This is a genomic window from Ferruginivarius sediminum, from assembly GCF_003344765.1.
Taxonomy (GTDB): domain Bacteria; phylum Pseudomonadota; class Alphaproteobacteria; order Kiloniellales; family Rhodovibrionaceae; genus Ferruginivarius; species Ferruginivarius sediminum.
On sequence record NZ_QPMH01000006.1, the window covers coordinates 58803 to 76130 of the forward strand.

Annotated in this window: 13 protein-coding genes; 1 reads left to right on the forward strand and 12 read right to left on the reverse strand. The window is 65.9% G+C overall.

What is annotated here, in order from left to right; all coding sequences use genetic code 11:
- Positions 1–13 precede the first annotated feature (13 nt).
- The 7 genes from DRB17_RS08325 to DRB17_RS08355 all read right to left on the reverse strand — a co-directional run bounded on the left by DRB17_RS08325 (position 14) and on the right by DRB17_RS08355 (position 9828).
- Positions 14–1054, reverse strand: coding sequence for a cytochrome c family protein (locus DRB17_RS08325; protein ID WP_206607824.1), 1041 nt, complete (start codon positions 1052–1054; stop codon positions 14–16).
- A 73-nt stretch (positions 1055–1127) separates the two neighbouring features.
- A complete protein-coding gene (locus DRB17_RS08330; RefSeq protein ID WP_114581745.1) occupies positions 1128–2408 on the reverse strand; it encodes a 2Fe-2S iron-sulfur cluster-binding protein in 1281 nt (426 codons plus the stop codon).
- Between the two features lie 30 nt (positions 2409–2438).
- On the reverse strand, positions 2439–3824 hold the full coding sequence (locus DRB17_RS08335; RefSeq protein ID WP_114581746.1) for a hypothetical protein: 1386 nt from the start codon (positions 3822–3824) through the stop codon (positions 2439–2441).
- Between the two features lie 59 nt (positions 3825–3883).
- Positions 3884–6013 (reverse strand): multiheme c-type cytochrome, encoded by a 2130-nt coding sequence (locus DRB17_RS08340; protein ID WP_114581747.1) that lies wholly within the window; start codon positions 6011–6013, stop codon positions 3884–3886.
- Positions 6014–6292: 279 nt separating this feature from the next.
- Positions 6293–7615, reverse strand: coding sequence for an autotransporter outer membrane beta-barrel domain-containing protein (locus tag DRB17_RS08345; protein ID WP_161958744.1), 1323 nt, complete (start codon positions 7613–7615; stop codon positions 6293–6295).
- An 83-nt stretch (positions 7616–7698) separates the two neighbouring features.
- On the reverse strand, positions 7699–9168 hold the full coding sequence (locus DRB17_RS08350; protein WP_114581749.1) for a FecR family protein: 1470 nt from the start codon (positions 9166–9168) through the stop codon (positions 7699–7701).
- Between the two features lie 342 nt (positions 9169–9510).
- Positions 9511–9828, reverse strand: a complete 318-nt coding sequence (locus DRB17_RS08355) for a PilZ domain-containing protein (protein ID WP_114581750.1) — start codon at positions 9826–9828, stop codon at positions 9511–9513.
- A 385-nt stretch (positions 9829–10213) separates the two neighbouring features.
- Here DRB17_RS08355 and DRB17_RS08360 point away from each other — a divergent pair, with 385 nt between their 5' ends.
- Positions 10214–11338 carry a mitochondrial fission ELM1 family protein gene (locus DRB17_RS08360; protein ID WP_114581751.1) on the forward strand — a complete coding sequence of 375 codons (1125 nt, stop codon included), beginning with the start codon at positions 10214–10216 and terminating at the stop codon, positions 11336–11338.
- Positions 11339–11351: 13 nt separating this feature from the next.
- Here DRB17_RS08360 and DRB17_RS08365 read toward each other — a convergent pair whose 3' ends face one another.
- From DRB17_RS08365 to DRB17_RS08385, 5 genes are all read right to left on the reverse strand, one after another.
- Positions 11352–12365 (reverse strand): sulfotransferase family protein, encoded by a 1014-nt coding sequence (locus DRB17_RS08365; RefSeq protein WP_114581752.1) that lies wholly within the window; start codon positions 12363–12365, stop codon positions 11352–11354.
- A gap of 58 nt (positions 12366–12423) precedes the next feature.
- Positions 12424–13248 carry a 2OG-Fe(II) oxygenase gene (locus tag DRB17_RS08370; RefSeq protein ID WP_114581753.1) on the reverse strand — a complete coding sequence of 275 codons (825 nt, stop codon included), beginning with the start codon at positions 13246–13248 and terminating at the stop codon, positions 12424–12426.
- Positions 13245–14615 (reverse strand): lipopolysaccharide biosynthesis protein, encoded by a 1371-nt coding sequence (locus tag DRB17_RS08375; protein ID WP_161958745.1) that lies wholly within the window; start codon positions 14613–14615, stop codon positions 13245–13247. Before DRB17_RS08375 ends, DRB17_RS08370 begins: the two co-directional genes overlap by 4 nt.
- A 251-nt stretch (positions 14616–14866) precedes the next feature.
- Positions 14867–16063, reverse strand: coding sequence for a glycosyltransferase (locus DRB17_RS08380; RefSeq protein ID WP_114581755.1), 1197 nt, complete (start codon positions 16061–16063; stop codon positions 14867–14869).
- A complete protein-coding gene (locus DRB17_RS08385; protein ID WP_114581756.1) occupies positions 16038–17261 on the reverse strand; it encodes a glycosyltransferase in 1224 nt (407 codons plus the stop codon). The genes DRB17_RS08380 and DRB17_RS08385 overlap by 26 nt, the downstream gene beginning before the upstream one ends.
- Between the last annotated feature and the right edge of the window lie 67 nt (positions 17262–17328).

Sequence of the window (17328 nt, forward strand, 5' to 3'; positions counted from 1 at the left end):
TCGGAGCCGACGGCTACTGCGAGGGTTCGCCTTTCCACTTCGATTTGCCCGGCAGGGCGGGGTCGATGGCGGCAAAGGCGCTGCCCTCGTGGCTGTCCACCATTTTCCGGGTCAGTTCGCCGATACGATCGGCGGCGGCGGTCAGCTCGGCCTCGTTGTTGAGCTTCAGGCCGGCGCTCTTCGCGACCTTGGTGATCTCGGCCATTTCCGGGACATCGCCGACCAGTTCGGTCGCCTGGGCGAAACGCTTGCGCGCCCGCGCCGCGCGCTTGGCCATGGAGACAGCGTATTCCGCCTTCTCGGTCGCCTTGCCGACGGCGCGGAGCGCGGTCTCCAACTCCACCGCCATGCCGACGACGAACATCTTGCGCCGGCGGTCCATGTCCGCGGGCGGGTTGGACTCGCCCTCGTTGTACCAGACGTTGTGGCGGACCTCACCCTGGGACCAGGCGACAAGCTCGAACGGGCTGCCCGCCGTGTGGCCGCCGACGTTGACCAGCTTCTCCTGCGGGACGACGTGGCAGCTATAGCAGTTCTTCGCCCAGCGATACATCATCTTGGGCCGGATCATGCCGGCGGCCTCGGACTTGGCCCAGCGCTGGGCCTCTTCCTCCGCCGTCTCGTCCTCTTCCTCCTTGCCGGAGAACTCGCTGTGCACCTCCAGATAGCCCTTTCCGGCGCCGTGGCAGGATTCGCAGGAGATGCCGGCCACCGGCTCGCGCTCACCGTCCTGCATCGTTGTGGTGAAGTGGCAGTCCAGGCACAGGCTGCCCTCCTTGATGCGGCGAAGGCCCATCTTGCGGGCGATCTTGATGCCGTCCTTGTTGCGCGGCATCTCGCGGTAGGTCGCGTAGTGGTGCGTATTGCGCCAGATCGCGACGGTATCCTTGTGGCACTCCGCGCATTCCTTGGGACCGACAACGTCCTGTGGGTCACGCTCCACCTGCGCCGACGCGCCGCCGGCGTGAAGCAGCATGCCCGCGAAGGCCAGCGCCGCCAGCAGGCCGGAGCGCCGCAAGAGGCTACCCGTAGGCTTCGTGTTGGTGTTCGGCATCGGATCCGCTCCCGTTTCGACTGACCTGTCTTCTTCGTTGTCCGCGCAGCGCCCCGGGCGGCCGCGCGGGGAATCATGCATCCAGCACCACGCGGCTCTTCGGCACGGCGATACAGCTCAGGCAAGAGCCCTGCTCCGGCGGCACGCCCGGCTCGCTGAGGTAGGTGACGTCGCCTTCCTTGACGGCGGTGACACAGGTTCCGCAGTTGCCTGCCCGGCAGCCGAAGTCGAGGGAGACGCCGTTCGCCTCGGCCAGGTCCAGGATGGCGCCGTCGTCGGGCCGCCAGGTCACCTTCTTGCCAGAACGAGCGAATTCCACCTCGACGCCGTCGTCCGCGGCCTGTGCCTCGGCCTGCTGGGCCGGCTGGGGATGCGGCTTCTTCTTCACCGTGGCCGGTCCGAAGGCCTCGTAGTTGATGGCGGACTCGGGCACGCCCCAGTCCTCCAGGCCCTCGGTGATGATCTTCATCATCGGCGGCGGGCCGCAGATGTAGAATTCGTAGTTCGGCGCCCCCAGCATCTGCTTCATCAGATCGACGCTGACGTGGCCCTCGGCCTCGTAATCGACGCCCTTCCGGTCTTCCTCGCGCGGCTCGCTGTAGCAGGCCACCACGTGCACGTTGGGGTGGTTGCGGTCGATCTGCTGCAGATGCTCCTTGAAGGCGTGTTCGCCGCCATGGCGAACGCCATAGAAGAACCAAGTCTCGCGCCCGCTGCCGGTCTCGCAGATCGTGTTCAGCATCGACAGCATCGGGGTCAAGCCGACGCCGCCGCCGATCAGAACGACCGGCTTGTCCGTGCTTTCGTCCAGGTAGAAGTGGCCATTGGGCGCGCGGACATCGACGATGTCGCCTTCCTGCAGCGACTGATGGAAGTAGCTGGAACTCAGCCCCGGCGGCGCCTCGGGCTTGTCGCGCGGCGGCGGCAGCCGCTTGATGGTGACCCGGTAGCGATCCAGGTTCACCGGCCCGTCGGAGAGCGAGTAGCAGCGCACCACCGGCTTCGGCTGATCCGGGATGCGAAGCTGGAAGGTCAGGTACTGGCCGGGCCGGAACGGCGGCAGCGGTTTGTGGTCGTGCGGCTTGAGGTAGAACGAGCAGATGTCGTTCGCCTCCATCACCTTGCGCTCGATGGTAAACTTGCGCAGGCCGGTCCAGGACAGCTCCTTCTTCGCGCGCTCCGCCTCGGCGGCACGCAACAGGGCGGTGGCGCGGCGCTCGAACAGCTTTGCGTCGGCCTGCTCCTGCCGGGCCTGCCGGGCGCGGCGCTGCAGCGTGCCGGCCAGTCCGACGCCCGCCTGCGCCAGCGCCGCCCCGACGATGGCGACCCCCGCTCCCTCGATAAGACCTATCATCCCGTGCCTCCGTGTTCCGAAACGCACTGCCTAGAAGCGCGTCACGAACTCCGTGCGAAAACCGCTGCCCGTGTCGCCGATGTCCTGCGCGGACACGAAGGCGTCGGCGCGGACGATGAAACGGTCGCCGATGGCTTGCTGTACCCGCGCGCCGATGGCGGCCTGGTCGTTCTCCTCATCCTCGGTGCCCGCGCGACCGCCGGCCTCGAAAATCACCTGCGTACGCTCGTCGTTGAAAAACATCTGATAGCCGATAGCGGCCCCCATGACGTTATCGGCCCGGTTCGACAGGGCAGAGCCGTACTCGCCCAGGCCGACGGCGGCGAACAGGATGCCGGTCTGGCCCAGCGGCCCGCCGGCCGTCTCGTCGCGCGAGGCGGAGCTGTACTCGTCGATGCCCCAGAAGGCGTTGCCGTAAAGGACGTTGTTGGTGCCGTGCGGGGTGGTCGAAAGCTCGGCGAACAGCAGGGTGCCATCGCTCACTTCCGAGGTCTCGTCGTCGAGCGCGAAGGAGGTATTGGCGCGGAAAGCGGTATTCACCGTCTGCCCGAGGATCGCCATGCGCTGCACGCTGCTGGCGCCGAGATAGAGCCCGTCGTTGTCGCTGTCCACGTAGGCCGCGTCGAACTGCACGGTGCTGGTCAGCCAGTCGCCCTCGGTGAAGACGCCGAAAAGCTGCGCGTCCTTGTCCTCGTCGTTGTCGTCCCGGTTGACGTCGTTCCAGGCCCAAAGGGCCGTCACCCGTGTGTCGACGGAAAGCCCGGGAATGATGATGGTATCCCGCGTGATGCCCAGCGCATCCTGCGTATCGTTCACCATCATGCCTTCCTGGAAGAACAGCGGCTGGCGGCCGACCGAGAAGCCAAGGTCCAGCGCGCCGCTGTCGTCGGGGTCGAGGTCCGGGAAAATCTCCACGATCTCGCCTTCGAAGAACAGCGTGGTAATGTCGGCGTTGAACTCGTTGTCCCAGCCTTCCTCGACCTCGGAATCGAAGGTGTAGCCGCTGAACTCGCTCTCGTCGCGCAGGGGCGACATGCCGAACAGGATGCGCTCCGTCCCCGTCAGCCGCAGGTTGGCGAAAAGATCCAGGCGGTTCGCCCACTCCGTCGTTTCCGGGTTGCGCCCGTCGTCGAAGTAGTTCAGCGCCGTGCGATAGCTGCCGAACACCCAAAGCGCCGGGTTCCACACCGCACCCGTCGGCAGTTCGATACCCTTCGGCAGGTTGCCCGTGCCCAGGAAGTCCGGGCCGATCTCGATAAGCGGCGGCGTGCGGGCCGGCAGGTCATCCTCGGTGGCCATCGGAATCGGCTCGTCCGAGAGTTCGCTGCCCGCCGCGCGGACGCGGTCGACCGGTGCCGCCGCAACCGCGAGCGCCGCGGCAACCCCGGCGCAGACCGTTTTCGAGCAAACACCCATGCCCGTCTCAATCCCCCTAGCTTTGCCGCACCCCTGCGGCGGCAGCCGGGCCCGCCACGCTACTGCGCGGCGTTGGCCTGCTGCGCGATCCCGGTCTTCAGGTCCACCGTGACCTGCTTTTCGTAAAGCGTTTCCGCGCCCTTGACGACGCGCTCGGCAATCTGCTTCGGGCTCATGCCGTAGTCGAAGCCGACGCCCTGAATGGCGGCGATGAGGTTCACCGGCACCATCTGCGCCATCAGCTTCACGTTGATGCTGTAGGGCCCCTCGCCCGCCAGTTCGCTGCCCGCGACGTCATATTCGGCGGTGCGCTCGCCCAACGGCTCGATCGTCATCTTGTGCTTGCGGGCGCTGCGCGGCCGACCGTAGAGCGTGGTCGCCCGCGTTTCCGGCCGGACGAACGGCTGCGGCGAGAATGAGTGGTTCAGCGACAGCACCTCCTCGCGCTCGCCGCCGCGTTCCAGGCGCACAACGAAGCGGGTCTGCAGGCTGAACAGGTCCTCGTCCAGCGGCGCATCGCCGTTATGGACGTAGAGCGAGTGGGAATCCCGCACGTCCCCGTTCGGATCGCGGTCGCCCGAGACGTAGACCAGCTTGCCGTCGGCGTTACGCACCTCGACCTGCAGGAAGATCAGGCGCTCGGCGTCGAAGCCGGTGGGAACGGCGTGCCCGTTCGTCGGATTTCGCACGTCCACCTCGAAGGACAGCCCGTTGACGCCGGCCTCGACGACGCGGATATCGCTCATCTCGAAGCCGTTACGCAGGACCTCCAGACGCTGCTGGCGCGCCCATTCCAGGCGCTCGAACTGCTCGTCCAGGATCTCGCGCGCGTCATAGCGGTCGTCGATGGAGAACCAGGCGTCCGGGAACTCGTGGTCGAGGGAAATACTGTCCTCGAACGCGTCCGTGCCCCAGCCGGCCTTGTAGTCGAACTTCAGCCACTCGCGCAGGGTCTTGAACTTCGCCGCCTCCACGTTGTGCGGGAAGATGCCCGGATGGATGATCGGGTAGTCCGGTCCCGCGAAGTAGTGGTTGGTCAGCTTGCGCTCCCGCGTCGGCTCGCCGCCGACGACGGCCGCCGGTCCCCGGTCATAGCCGGACGCCACACCCTGCTCCTTGCCCATGTGGCAGTCCTGGCAGGTGACGCCTTCCTTCGAGGCCTCGGTCTGCTGGTACTCGGCGAATGCTTCCTCCAGCCGGAAGCCGTTCAGCAGCGTCACGTCGTGGCAGGTGCCGCAGAAGCCGGGCTTGGTAAGCTGGAAGAACTTCTTCGCTTCCTTATGGATGCCGCGGCCCGCCTCTTCCCGGTCGGTGACGACGCGGTACTTGGTCGGCTTGCTCAGCACACGTTCCAGCTCCTCGCCGCCCTCCGGGCCGTAGACGGGACTGAACAGGTCGCCTTCCTGCAGCGGCAGGCGGCCGGACACCTTGCCATAGGGCTTGTTGATGCGGTGGCAGACGACGCAGGTGATGCCCTCGCGCGAGGTCGGGTGGCGGTCCAGGTTAGAGGTATAGACCGACTCGCCCAGGTTCATGCCGACCTGGTTATGGCAGCGGATACAGAAGTCGCCGTTCGTTCCCGCCGTCTTGGCGTTGATGGCCATCTGCATGGCCATGTACACCGGGCTCAACTGGGCGTAGGCGTGCTGCGAGACGGACCACTGCCGGTACTGGCGCGGATGGCAGGTCGCGCATTCGTTCGCGGAAGGATAGCGCTCGCCCGCGTTCTCGAACGCCGCCTTGTGCATCTCGAAGGCGGTCTTTTCCGCCTCCGTATCCTCTTCGGCGGTCTTGGTTCCGCCCTCGCCGCCATCCTCTTCGCCGTCAAGCAGGTCGTCCGACAGCAGGTTATCGTCCCCGCCACCGTTGCCCCCGCCCAGCAGGTCGCCGCCGCCTTCGTCGCCGCCTGTCGGATCATCGGAAAGAAGGTTGTCCTCGCTGTCCTCGGCGCCGGACAGAAGGGATTCGTCGCTTTCCTCCTCCGCGCCCGACAGCAGCGAATCTTCCCCGCCGCCGGAGGCCGCCCCCTCGTCCGACTGCGACAACAGATCGTCGTCGGCCGCCAGTTGCAGGCCGCCCGGTTCGGAGGGCGGCGCCGCCACGGCATCAGACGCCTCGACACTCAGGCCGAACGCCGACAGACAGAACGCCAAAGCCAAGAATCGGCCCAGGATGTCCCCCTGCCGCATGTTTCCCCTTCCCCGTGACTTGCCGGCCGTGAACCCCCACAGTCTGGCGGTCGTCCCACCGCCGCCGGCGCAGATTCCGTTAAGACTCTAAGCACTAAACTATAAAGAAAATCATACCACCTAAAGCGAGGTATCGGAAGGCGAAAGTCTCACCATACTGATGTTGCAAGATAACGAAGGAAGTGAAATTTCCCAGTCATTCCAGGTAATTTTTGATATTTTCACGTAACGTTTGTTTGCTTTCCGCCCGATATCGAGCCATAGCACCCCGAGCCGTCCCTAGAACTCGAAACGCTTTGTTACGAGCGCGCTCGCCCGCCAGTTTTCGTAATCGAAGTTCGTGATGTTGCTGTCCGACCGGAAATACTCTCCCGAAACCGAGAGGACGAGGTTGCGCAGGAATTCCGGCTCCTGCGGCGTGCCGAACGTCGTCGCGATCAGGGAAGCCGGCAGGCCATAGGTCAGCCTGACCCGGCTGTCCATGTCCTCGCGCGTCGTGGTCGGGCTGATGAACGGGTCAATCTCGTCGAAGTCGAGGAACTCGACGCTGCCGCTGGCCAGCGCGAACATCCGGTTCGGAAACACCCAGGTATAGGAGGCGCGGAACTTGTGGGACTCGTATGAGTGGAAACCCACGTCCGCGCTCTTGTCGCCATAGGTGTAGCTGGCCGCGACGCGCATGCTGTCGCTGATGTTGTACCCCGCGCCGGCCTCGATCTCGTAAAGCTGACCGTTCTGCTCGTTGTTGAAGCGCAAGGTCTCGGTGTTGCTGAACTCCTCATAGGCGGCGCGGCCCTCGATGTGCGCGTCCAGCCCCTGTACTTGCCGGAAGCGCCGCTGCAGCCGCAGCCCGGCCTCGCTGATCCGGGCGAAGAGGTCGCCGTCCAGGCGCAGATGCTCGTGGCGCAGGTGCGGGACGATCTCGACAACCGTCGCGTCATAGCTGGCGCCGACCTCCAGGATGCCGGCCGCGAGGTCGAGCGAATCCTCCTCAACCTGATCGTCGACGAGGCCGGTGGCGATGGCATAAAACTCCCGCAGCCGCTGGAAACCGGGATCGTAGGTGACATCGAAGGTGCCGGTCAGCAGCCGGCCGACGTCGGCGTTCTCTTCCTCCGTCCCGTCGATCAGGGTATCCAGCACCCGGAACTCGTCCGCCTGCGGATAGCTGTTACGGTTGGAGTCGTAGTGCGCGCCCGCGCCCAGCGTGAAGCTGCCCTTGAACGCGCGTTGCTGGCGCCGCGAGGCTTCGAGGTAGCGGTCGGCCTGCCGTTGCAGGTTCTCCGGCAACTTGTCCGATCCCTGGAGAACCTCGAACTCCCGCTCGGCTTCCGTGTAGTTCGCGATACGATAAAGAACGATGGCGTAGTAAAGCCGCACGCGGTCCAGTTCCGGATTCAGCAGCAGGATGCGCTCCAGCGCCGTCGCCGCCAGGACGAGATTGCCCTCCTGGACCAGCTTGCGCGCATAGCGCAGGTTGCGGCTCGGGCTTGTCGGGTCCGCCAGGATCTCGTCGAAACTGATCGCCGCCGGCCCTTCCGGCAGCACGCCCTCGGGAACGTCGCCGCCAGTTTCCGCCGCCTGTGCGGACGCCTGCGCCATGCCGAAAGCGACAAGAAGAGCCGTTACATATTTAATTGTCCGCACTCCCATGACGGATACTCGACCCCGATCTACCTGCTGCATTAATCCAACTGGTTTGCTGGATTGCCGTCAGTTGTGAAGATCAAGCTATTAATTTCCTGTATGCTTTGCGTATTCGGGTCGATATCAAACCCGTACAAAGTATTGGCTAGCCCTTGTGGCACTTGATCAATACGTGCAAGTTCCTCGCCATTTACAACAACACTGCCGCCCGGGCCGCGCTCTATGACGCCATTACGCAACAGCGTCAGAACCGCACCGGTATCGAAAATCGACTGGGTCTCGAAATCGGCGTTCGGGTTGAAAACTGTAACTTGGTAAGGGTCACCAGGATTGAACTGTCCGATCGAAACAACCTCGGACACTTTGCCGCCGGACGACGTCGCATCGTTGTCCGCTTCCGTGAACGGCGTCGTTTCAAGCGCCCCAGGATCACCCTTGAAGGAGACGTTGAAGCGCCCCGTTGTGTCCGGGTCGTTCCCGATGACGTGCAAATCCAGATCCGGAACCGACGGCTGAACCGGATTCGTCCAGGACAACTGCGCGAACATCTCGATGTTCACGGTCGTGTCCATGTTCATCATGTCGTTGACGCGGTCGGTCAGGCGCGGGATATCGCCAGTATTCCGCGTGGCGCCCTCGTCGGTGCCCTCGACCTGCCATTCGGCGTAGCGGTCGCCGGACTCCAGGAACTTGCTCAGCTCTTCTCCGAGGCTCGTGCCTTCGGCCAGCAACTGGCCGGACAGCGCGGCCGGGTTGAACCCGCCGCCAAGGCGGCCGGTGCCGAAATCGGTCGTATCTCCCGGGCCGCCGCGGTCGTCATCCGGGCTGCCCTGCAGGTTCTTTTGCATCAAGGCCGTTATGCGCTCGGGAATGCGCACGGGCTGCCCCGGCGCCTCGCCCGGCTTGACGAAGATGCCGAAACCCCCGCGGCGGACCACCTGACTGCCGAACTCGTTGGAGAAAACGAAACCGCCCCGCGTCAGGCCGGCGTTGTTCGTCGGTCCGGGCCCCAGAAGGCCAATGAAGAAACCGCCGCTTTCGGGATCGCGCAAGGCGAAGAGGACGGTGCCGCGGATGCCGATCGTGCCTGCCGGTGTCTCCACCTGGACATTCTCCGGCTGCAGCTTGCCGACGCGGCCCGAAACGTAGCGGAAAACGCCCTCGACGAACTCCGCGGACACCGTGCCGCCGGTCTCGGGATCGTACACGAACTCGTCGATGACAAGTTCGCTGTCCGCGCCAACGGTAAAGCTGGTTTCGTCAAGGAGCAGGAGCTGCGCGCGCGAATCGGTGCGCGTGACAACCCTGTCGAAACGCAGGAGATCCATCCCGCTTTCGGCGCCGACCGGCTGCGGCCGCGGCTCACCCGTCACGGTCACATCGCCGACGACGGCCGCCGCGATGCCGGCCTGGTCCGCGGCGCGAACAGGCGCGCTCGAAAGGGTGGCCGCGAACGCGGCGTACATCAACGTAAAGGCAAAAGCGACGAAACGCCCGCCGTTCAACATTCCGATTCCCCCGTCCCCACGAAGGCGTATCCGGCCGAATGGTGAGAACCGCCTGCCTTCGATGCGACAATCGGTATCACATCATATGGCTATCACAAAACGTTTACCGGGGACGGGAAGATCAGAGGAAACATGAGTCAAATATTATCGCACATTCTTATGCTGTTTTGTCACGGACCTACACTGACTCCATGTCATTTGTTTTTCAAATTTTCCGGCACGCAACACCCCGGAGGGTCGATTGCTCGCCGACCACCGGACACGAACCGGATGGAGCCGAAAAGCCCCACCGCTATCTCGCCGCCCCACAGAACCCCGCCAAGATGAATCCCGGAAAGCGGATCAGCTATGCTGCAGGGTCATCAACTCAAGGAAGACATCAGGCGCGATCTCGATGAAGCGCAGGCCAACCTGCCCCGCGTCGTCCATCCAGATCACCTCGCCCGTGAACTCCCCGGACGGTCCGCCCGGAATCTTCAGTGTGCCGTCCACGCGGTCGAGGCGTTGCACCGGCCTGGGATAGTCGGCGATACGCACGCCGCCAAGGGACCAGTCGATGGTGCGATACGCACGACCGTCGACGCGCACCTTCAGGCGCGGCTGCTTGATGCGCTCCGAACGGCGCCGTCCAGTCAGCTTATCCCACAGGTCCGGCAGCATGATCGCCCATAATTGACGAGACAACTTGCCGAAAGGTTAATGGCAGTTCAATTTTCAGCTTTTCCACTGTAGGACAGCTGTGAAACTAGAAATATATATCTTATGTTCATAAATGAACAAAAAACAATATTATACATATATTGCCCGCGGACGTCAGGGCGATAAAATTATATTTCATACGCCAAATCAAAGCGCTGGCTCATAAAAGGGTCACACAATCAAAACTCCGGCTCGCCGGTGCATTCCGGTAACATGGGACAAGTCTCCCTGTTTTCGGGCGCGCGTTTGTGTAATACCTTGCGCGCACTCGAAACCCGGTGTGCTACCGACGCCGACGGATCGCGCCGTCGGTGGCCAAGCGCAAGGCGGCGGAAAAGGCCGGTCGATGACCGTCACTGGCAATCACAACGATCCCGATGTTCGCGTCTGGCTTCTCAGGGGCGCGCGGACCGGTGACAACAACCAGCTTGACGCCCTGGCCGAGGCCCTGCCCTGGGCTTTCCAGGCAATCGACATCGAATACAACCCGCTGTTCTGCTGCCCTAACTGGATCATGGGCGCAAGCCGCGGCAGCGCGCGCCGGGTTTCCAGACCGCTCGCGCCGCCGTGGCCCGACCTGACGATCGGCATCGGCCAGCGCAGCGTCCCACTGGCGCGGTGGATCAAACGGCAGAGCGGGGGGCGGACCAAGCTGGTGCAAATCGGGCGGCCCCGGGCGCCTTTGAACTGGTTCGATCTTATCGTCACGACGCCGCAGTACGGCCTTCCAGAACGGCCAAACGTGCTGCGCAACCTATTGCCGCCGCACCGCCTCTCCGTCCCCGGTCTCGCGGGGGCAAGCGCGGAATGGTCGCCACGGCTCCAGCACTTGCCGCACCCGCGCATCGCCCTGATGGTGGGCGGGCCAACCTGGTCTTATCGCCTGGATGCCGCCACTGGGCGGGATATCGCGCGGCGGGCGGACGCGGCGGCGCGCGCAGCCGGCGGCTCCCTTCTGGTCACCACCTGCCCGCGCACCCCGGCCAAGGTCGCCGATGCCGTGACGGCGGAAATCGGCGTCCCGTCGCACGTCTACCGCTGGGACAGGGCTTCGCGGCGCGACAACAACCCTTTCCTGGGATATCTGGCGCTGGCCGACCGCTTTTTCGTGACGGAGGAAAGCGTCTCGCTCCTGGCCGAAACCTGCGCGACCGGCAAGCCGGTCACGGTCATCCCGTTGCGCAAACACCCGGGCGCCGGCCTGCTGGAAGCACTGGCCAAGCCATCATGCCAAGCCCATTACATGAGCCTGATCGAGCGGGGAATATTCACGCCACCCCGCCGCATCCGCGCCGTCCACGAGGAACTCGTGCGACTTGGCCTTGCCCGCTGGCGCGACGGAGCGCTAGAGGTTCATATGCCAGCGGAAGCTCCCCACGATCCGCTTCAGCGGACCGTTGACCGTATCCGCCGGCTTGTTGGCCTGGACGCAGCCCCGATCGCAACTTCGCCAATGATCGCGGCCGAATAGGCCGTCGGCGCTGTCAGTCCGCCGCTCCGGCGTCGTCCCTGCGGCGCTTGCGCAGGTAGTCCCGCGCCACGACCAGCGCCCCGACCACGCCCTTGCGCTGGCGGCGAAGCTCCGCCTCCAGGCTGTCGATGTGGCGCAGCACGGGCGCGAGGTCGGCGTGCGTGCGCTCGATCCGCGCCCACTCGGCCTTGAATGCATCGGACTCCAGCGTCGCCTCGCCGGATGCCAGCCGGTAGAGCGCCAGATAGGCGTCGCGCGCCAGCGGGTTCAGGCGCGGATGCGTGCGCAGGTCGTCCGCGTCGAAGCTGTGGTGGCGGAGGTCCTTGCTGAGGAACTCCCCGGCGTAACGGTCCACGCCGGCCTCGACCTTCGGCGTCACGGGCAGCGACAGTTCCCTCGCCACCCGCATCAGCTCGCCCTTGGCGTCCAGCATCAGCCGGTCGTAATCGACGACGGCCAGCGGATGCCGGGCCGCGCGGGCGAAGTAGGGCACCACCCGGGCCAGGAACTCCAAGTCGCTGTTCTCCTGGATGCCACGGCGCAGGCTGACCTTGGAGCGGGAGCGCGCGACGCTGAGCGGGTTACGCAGCGCCAGCACGTAGTGCGGTTGCTGCCCGGTGGCCTCGAAGACGCGCTGCCAGAACGGCAGGAAGCTCAAGACGCCGCCGGCCTTGAAGCCCCAGGGGTCGGCGTGGGCGAAACGCTCGCGTATAAGGCTCACCGCCGCATCGTGGATCGGCCGCACGTCCGGCTGCTCGAACCGCTCGGGCGGCACGATGGAGACGCCGGCCCCGCTGCGCTTGATGCCGAAGGCGTCGCGCAGGCGGTAGTTGATGTCGATGAAGTCCTGGTCCTCGAAGAAGCCCTTGGCGTTCTTCTTCGTGCCCGCTTTCAGCCGGTCGCCAAGCTCCACCCCAAGCGCGCCGATGCCGCGGGTAAGCGCGCTGGTGCCGCTGCGCCCGGCCCCGACCACGACGATCAGGCGCTGCCGCGATGGCGCGGCGGAGGTGTCTTGTCTCTCGTTCATGCGTGTGAAGGCTTTCCGTTCGCCGCGTGCCGGTGTTCCAGTTCCCTGCCAGTCGTTGTCACGCGACGAGGCTTTTCAGGCGGGTGGCCAGGTTCCGGCGCTTGATAACGACGATGAAGACCTTGCGCAACTTGCCCTCGGGGCAGGCGATCTCGCGCACGCCGTGCCAGGACCGGCCATTGCGGATGAACAGCAGGCTGTTGTTGCCAAGGGCGTTGGAGCCATAGGCATGGTCGAAGTCGCCGAAGTCCGGCGCCGAACGGAAACTGAAGCGCCCATGATCGTCCAGGATCACGGTCTCGCCGCCCCAGTCGGGGGACCAGTCCGCCTCGGTATTGAAGTAGAAGATGTGGGAGCCGAGCTTCCACCACGCATCGCAGTGCGGCGACACCGAGCAGCCGTTCGGCGTATAATGCCAGTGGAAATCCAGCTCGAAGCTGTCGCTGCCCATCATCCGGGCCAGGAAGGCGCGGTAGTCCGGCCCCTGAAGCTCGTCGACGAAGCCGCGCCAGGCCTCTGGAAGGTCCAGGCCATCGCTGTAGGTCAAGGCGTAACGGTCGTGGCTGCGCTGACCGTGCTTGCGCGCCTTGCCGAAGCAGGGCTGCATGATGTCGAGCGACGGCAAGTTCGCGCGCAACGCCTCATAGGCGTCGTCGCGCAACAGCCCGGCCGGATTGCACCAGGGATACGGGTGCGCTCCCTGGAAGGCGCGCTCGTCCTCCGCAGCCAGACGCGATTCGTCGAGATACTTCAAGCCCGGACCATCCTCGCTTCGGTAAAACGCCCGCCGCGCGCCCTCGCCCGCGCGGCCCACACCGCCCCGGATGTAATCACCCCGGCGCCGCTCGTCCAGGGCCGCCGCCAGGACGGCTTGGCCCTTCACGCGAAGGCCGCCCGCAGCGCCCGCCGTCCGAACAGCAGCATCAGCGGCGGCCCCAGCAGCACATGCGCCAGCGTGGCCATGCCGGCGCCCGCAAGCCCGTACCACGACATCGCGAAGTAAAGCGCCACGAGGTAGCCGATCATCGCCACCAGCCGCACCGTGACCACCAGCCGCACCCAGCCGGTGGAGATCAGCAGCGGGCCGACCGGGAACAGCCAGACGCCCAGCATGCCGGCGAAGGCAAGCCACAGCATGGCGGTATAGGCTTCGGTGAACTCCGGCCCGACGACGAGGGCGATCAGCGTCTCCCCGAAAACCGCGAGCGCGGCGAAAACCAGGGCGGAGATGCCGCCGGACAGCAGGGCCGTGCGCACCACCATCTTGCGCCGGGCGCCGGTCTTCCCCTTCGCCGTCAGGCGCGCCAGCTCGGGATAGATCGACGGGACCAGAAGCTTCTGCGTCGGCTTGCTCAGCACGTTGGCGAACTGTCGTGCCACGCGGAACAGCCCCGCCGCCGCCGGGCCCAGCACCCAGCCGACCGCCAGCACACCCAGGTGCTGCTGCGCGGTGCCGAGCGACGTACTGAGGTTGGTGCCGAGGGAAAAGCCCCAGATGCCGGGCTCCGGCCGCCACGATCCCCGCATCGACCGCCAGAAGCCGTCGCTCAGCCCGCGCCGCCGCATCTCGTGCCATGCCGCCAGCGGAAGATAGAGCCGCCCCACCATGCTGGCCACGAACCATACCGCAAGGAACGCCACCAGCCCGCCGCCGAGGAACAGCAGCGCCGCCGAGCCGATCACCCGGATCAGGGGGGCGATGGCACTTTGCGCCGAGAGCAGATCGAAGCGGTCGCAGAGCCGCAGCGCCCCGTTTGCCGCCGAGTTCAGCATGAAGAACACGACGGAGAGGCCGTACCACCGCGCGGCATCGTGCAGCTCCACCGGAATGCCGAGCAGACCCGCCATCGGCGCCATCGCCAGCAGCACGATCCCCGCCCCGATGCAGGCACTGATCACGTCCAGCATCAGGCCGAAGCGCAGGATGCGCTGCAGGCGCGGCGTGTCGCCCGCCTCCATCGCCGGTGCGCCGTAGCGCAGGACCGGCTGCCATGACTGGAACCGGACCATCTCACCCACCATCAGCACGAAGCTGTGCAGCAGCGTCAGGGTGCCGAAATCCACCGCGCCCAGCGCCCGCGCCGCCAGCGCCACGGCCACCAGCGACAGCACACCCTGGGCGGAGCGGCCGATCAGCAGCACGCCTGCGCTGCGAAACGGCTTCAGCCAGGCCTTGCCGCGCAGGCGGGCCAGCAATCCCGTTCGTGTCTCGGTTTCGGCGGTCACCTGGACGTTTACTCCGTCCCGCAAAGAGCACATCCCTCACCCTGTCCCTCACCCCGCAAGCGGGGCGAGGGGACCATAAACGCGCTTGTTCAGCTACTCACCGGCATCGCGGGAACCAGTCGATTATCGTTCCCTCTCCCCCGCGTCGGGGGAGAGGGCCAGGGTGAGGGGGAAGGCCCAGGCTTGTCCGTCAACTCTCTTCCCATGCTGCTGCCGCGATGGTGTTCAGAATACTGAAACAGGTCGCACAGGACACGCACGCGGCCACCGCAAAGTCAATCGCGGGGCCTGCGCCCCGCCCCCGCCGCCTCCAGCAGCGCCTCGACGTATCCCGCGACGGCGCGGTCGACGCCGAACGCCGCCGCACGGGCCCGCAATGCCTCCCGGTCGGACCGCTCGTCGAGCGTTGCCTCGATCGCCTCGGCCAGCGCCGCCGGGTCGCGCATTGGCACCAGACGGCCATACGCGCCGTCGTCCAGGATCTCGCGCGGGCCGCTGGGGCAGTCCGTGCTGACAACGGGACAGCCGCAGGCCAACGCCTCCAGAAGGGCGTTCGGCATACCCTCGAACGTCGAGGACAGCACGAATACCCCCGCTCGCGCCATGAAGGCATAGGGGTTGGCGTTGAAGCCGGCAAGGTCGACGCAATCGCTCAGGCCCAGTTCCGCGATCAGCGCGTCCAGTTCCGCCCGCGCGGGCCCATCCGGCCCCAGGACGATCAGGCGAACCTCGCGCCGCTCGCGCACGCGGGCGAAGGCGCGCAGCAGCGTGGCATGATCCTTCTGCGCCACCAGCCGGCCGACGTTCAGCACCACGGGCGGCTCGCCCGGCGCAAGCCAGGGATGATCCGGCGTCTCGCGGGCCAGGGTCGGCACCGCCTCGGCCACGCCGGCCTGCACGGTGCACACGCGCGCCGCCGGCAGGCCGGTTGCCGCGACGACGTTGTCGGCCACGCCGTGGGAAACGGCGATCACCCTGTCGGCGCCGCGATAGAGGGTACGGACCACCGGGTCGCGCAACTGGCGCTGCACCTGGCCATAGCGCGCGTCACCGGCAATGCGGATCACGTTGCTTTGCCGCAGGACGACGCGCGTCGCCGACCCGGCCATACGCCGGGCCAACAGCGCGGCCAGGTTCGGCGGGATCGAGCCGGACAGCAGCGCATCCGGCCGCGTCTTTCGCAGGTAGCCGGCGACCAGCGGCGTACTCAGGTATGTCCGGTGCTTGCTGCGCCGGCGCCGGCCCGGCACACGCATCCACCAGCGGTCCAGGCAGACGAAGCGCGCCCCTTCGGGCAGGCCATCGCCCAGCACCTCGCGCGGGGCCGGCAGCAGGATGTCGACCGTGTGACCCAGCTCCAGCAGCCGCCGCGCGACACCCAGCAACAGTCGCTCGCGCCCGTAGACGCCCACGGGGCTGAGCAGGATGGCGAAGCGCAACGGCCCGTCACTCCGCGGCAAGGCGCTTGCCATCGCTTTCGAGTATCCGCCGGAACAACGCCAGATGCGCGTCGGCGGAGCGTTCCTGCGAGAACATCGCCGCCCGCTCCATCAGCACGTTCCGGGCCGGCGGCGCGTCAAGCGTCTCCGCCATCGCGCGCGCCAAGCCGGCATCGTCGCCCACCGCCACCAGCGGCCCATAGCGCCCACCGTCGAGGATTTCCCGCGGGCCGCTCGGGCAGTCGGTGCTGACGACGGGACAGCCGACGGCCATGGCTTCCAACAGCGCGTTCGGCAAGCCCTCGCCGCGCGAGGACAAGGCGAAGAGATCGGCGTTCGCCATGAAGGGATAGGGGTTGTCGGCCCAGCCGGGAAGATCGACGTCCTCGGCCACTCCAAGCTCCGTCACCAGTGCTTCCAGGGTCCGACGATGCTTGCCCTCGCCCAGGATGACCAGCCGGGCGGCCCGCTCGGCCCGCAGCCGCGCGAAGGCGCGCAGCAGCGTGGTGAAATCCTTCATATCGGCCAGCCGGCCGACGCCCAGGATGACGGGCCGGTCGCGCTCGACGAACCACGGATGCGTCACCGGCTCGCGCGCGCGTTCGTAGACGGCGGGCGTCACCACCGGGTTGTAGATGACGCTGATCCGCTCCCGCTCCAACCCGGTGTACTGCGCCAGTTCATCGGCCACCCCCTCCGACACGGCCACGATGCCATCCGCCCGCGGATAGTTCCGCGCCAGCAGCGGCGCAAGATAGCGCCAGCGCCACTTGTATCGGTGGTGAGCGTCGAGAAAATGGGAAAAGCTGACCCGCTCGCTTCCCACCACCTTTGTAGAAGCCCCGGACATCCGCCGCGCCCAGAGCGCAATCAGGTTCATGTAGGGGCCGGCCGAAAAAATGACCTCTGGCTGACGCTCGCGCAGGTAGTCGCTCAAGGCGGGCAGGTATTGGATGTGCCAGGATGTCTTGACCGGAAACAGCACAGGCAGCGACAGTTCCCGCCACCCCTTTGAATCGGCCCGAAGTGTACTCACACGGCCGCAGATATGCCCGGATTTCTGCAAGTGAGTAACAGTGATGCCGGGTGGAACGGGGTGGAATGGCGGTCCCTCATCGCGACAGGCAATTAACTCGACCCGGCATCCCCTGCGATGGAACTCATTTGCCAAGTGCAACAGTGACCGCTGGACTCCTCCTCCGCGCACTTTGTGAAAAAGGATGGCGATCATACTAGCTTGCCGTGAAATTCCTGGATATCCAGCGGGATATGGGGGCTCGACCCGTCTTTGCGCAGGT

Coding starts and splice junctions, on each gene's coding strand:
- DRB17_RS08325 (WP_206607824.1), bottom strand. CDS start 1,054: ATGCCGAACACCAACACGAAGCCTACGGGTAGCCTCTTGCGGCGCTCC.
- DRB17_RS08330 (WP_114581745.1), bottom strand. CDS start 2,408: ATGATAGGTCTTATCGAGGGAGCGGGGGTCGCCATCGTCGGGGCGGCG.
- DRB17_RS08335 (WP_114581746.1), bottom strand. CDS start 3,824: ATGGGTGTTTGCTCGAAAACGGTCTGCGCCGGGGTTGCCGCGGCGCTC.
- DRB17_RS08340 (WP_114581747.1), bottom strand. CDS start 6,013: ATGCGGCAGGGGGACATCCTGGGCCGATTCTTGGCTTTGGCGTTCTGT.
- DRB17_RS08345 (WP_161958744.1), bottom strand. CDS start 7,615: ATGGCGCAGGCGTCCGCACAGGCGGCGGAAACTGGCGGCGACGTTCCC.
- DRB17_RS08350 (WP_114581749.1), bottom strand. CDS start 9,168: ATGTTGAACGGCGGGCGTTTCGTCGCTTTTGCCTTTACGTTGATGTAC.
- DRB17_RS08355 (WP_114581750.1), bottom strand. CDS start 9,828: ATGCTGCCGGACCTGTGGGATAAGCTGACTGGACGGCGCCGTTCGGAG.
- DRB17_RS08360 (WP_114581751.1), top strand. CDS start 10,214: ATGACCGTCACTGGCAATCACAACGATCCCGATGTTCGCGTCTGGCTT.
- DRB17_RS08365 (WP_114581752.1), bottom strand. CDS start 12,365: ATGAACGAGAGACAAGACACCTCCGCCGCGCCATCGCGGCAGCGCCTG.
- DRB17_RS08380 (WP_114581755.1), bottom strand. CDS start 16,063: ATGGCAAGCGCCTTGCCGCGGAGTGACGGGCCGTTGCGCTTCGCCATC.
- DRB17_RS08385 (WP_114581756.1), bottom strand. CDS start 17,261: ATGATCGCCATCCTTTTTCACAAAGTGCGCGGAGGAGGAGTCCAGCGG.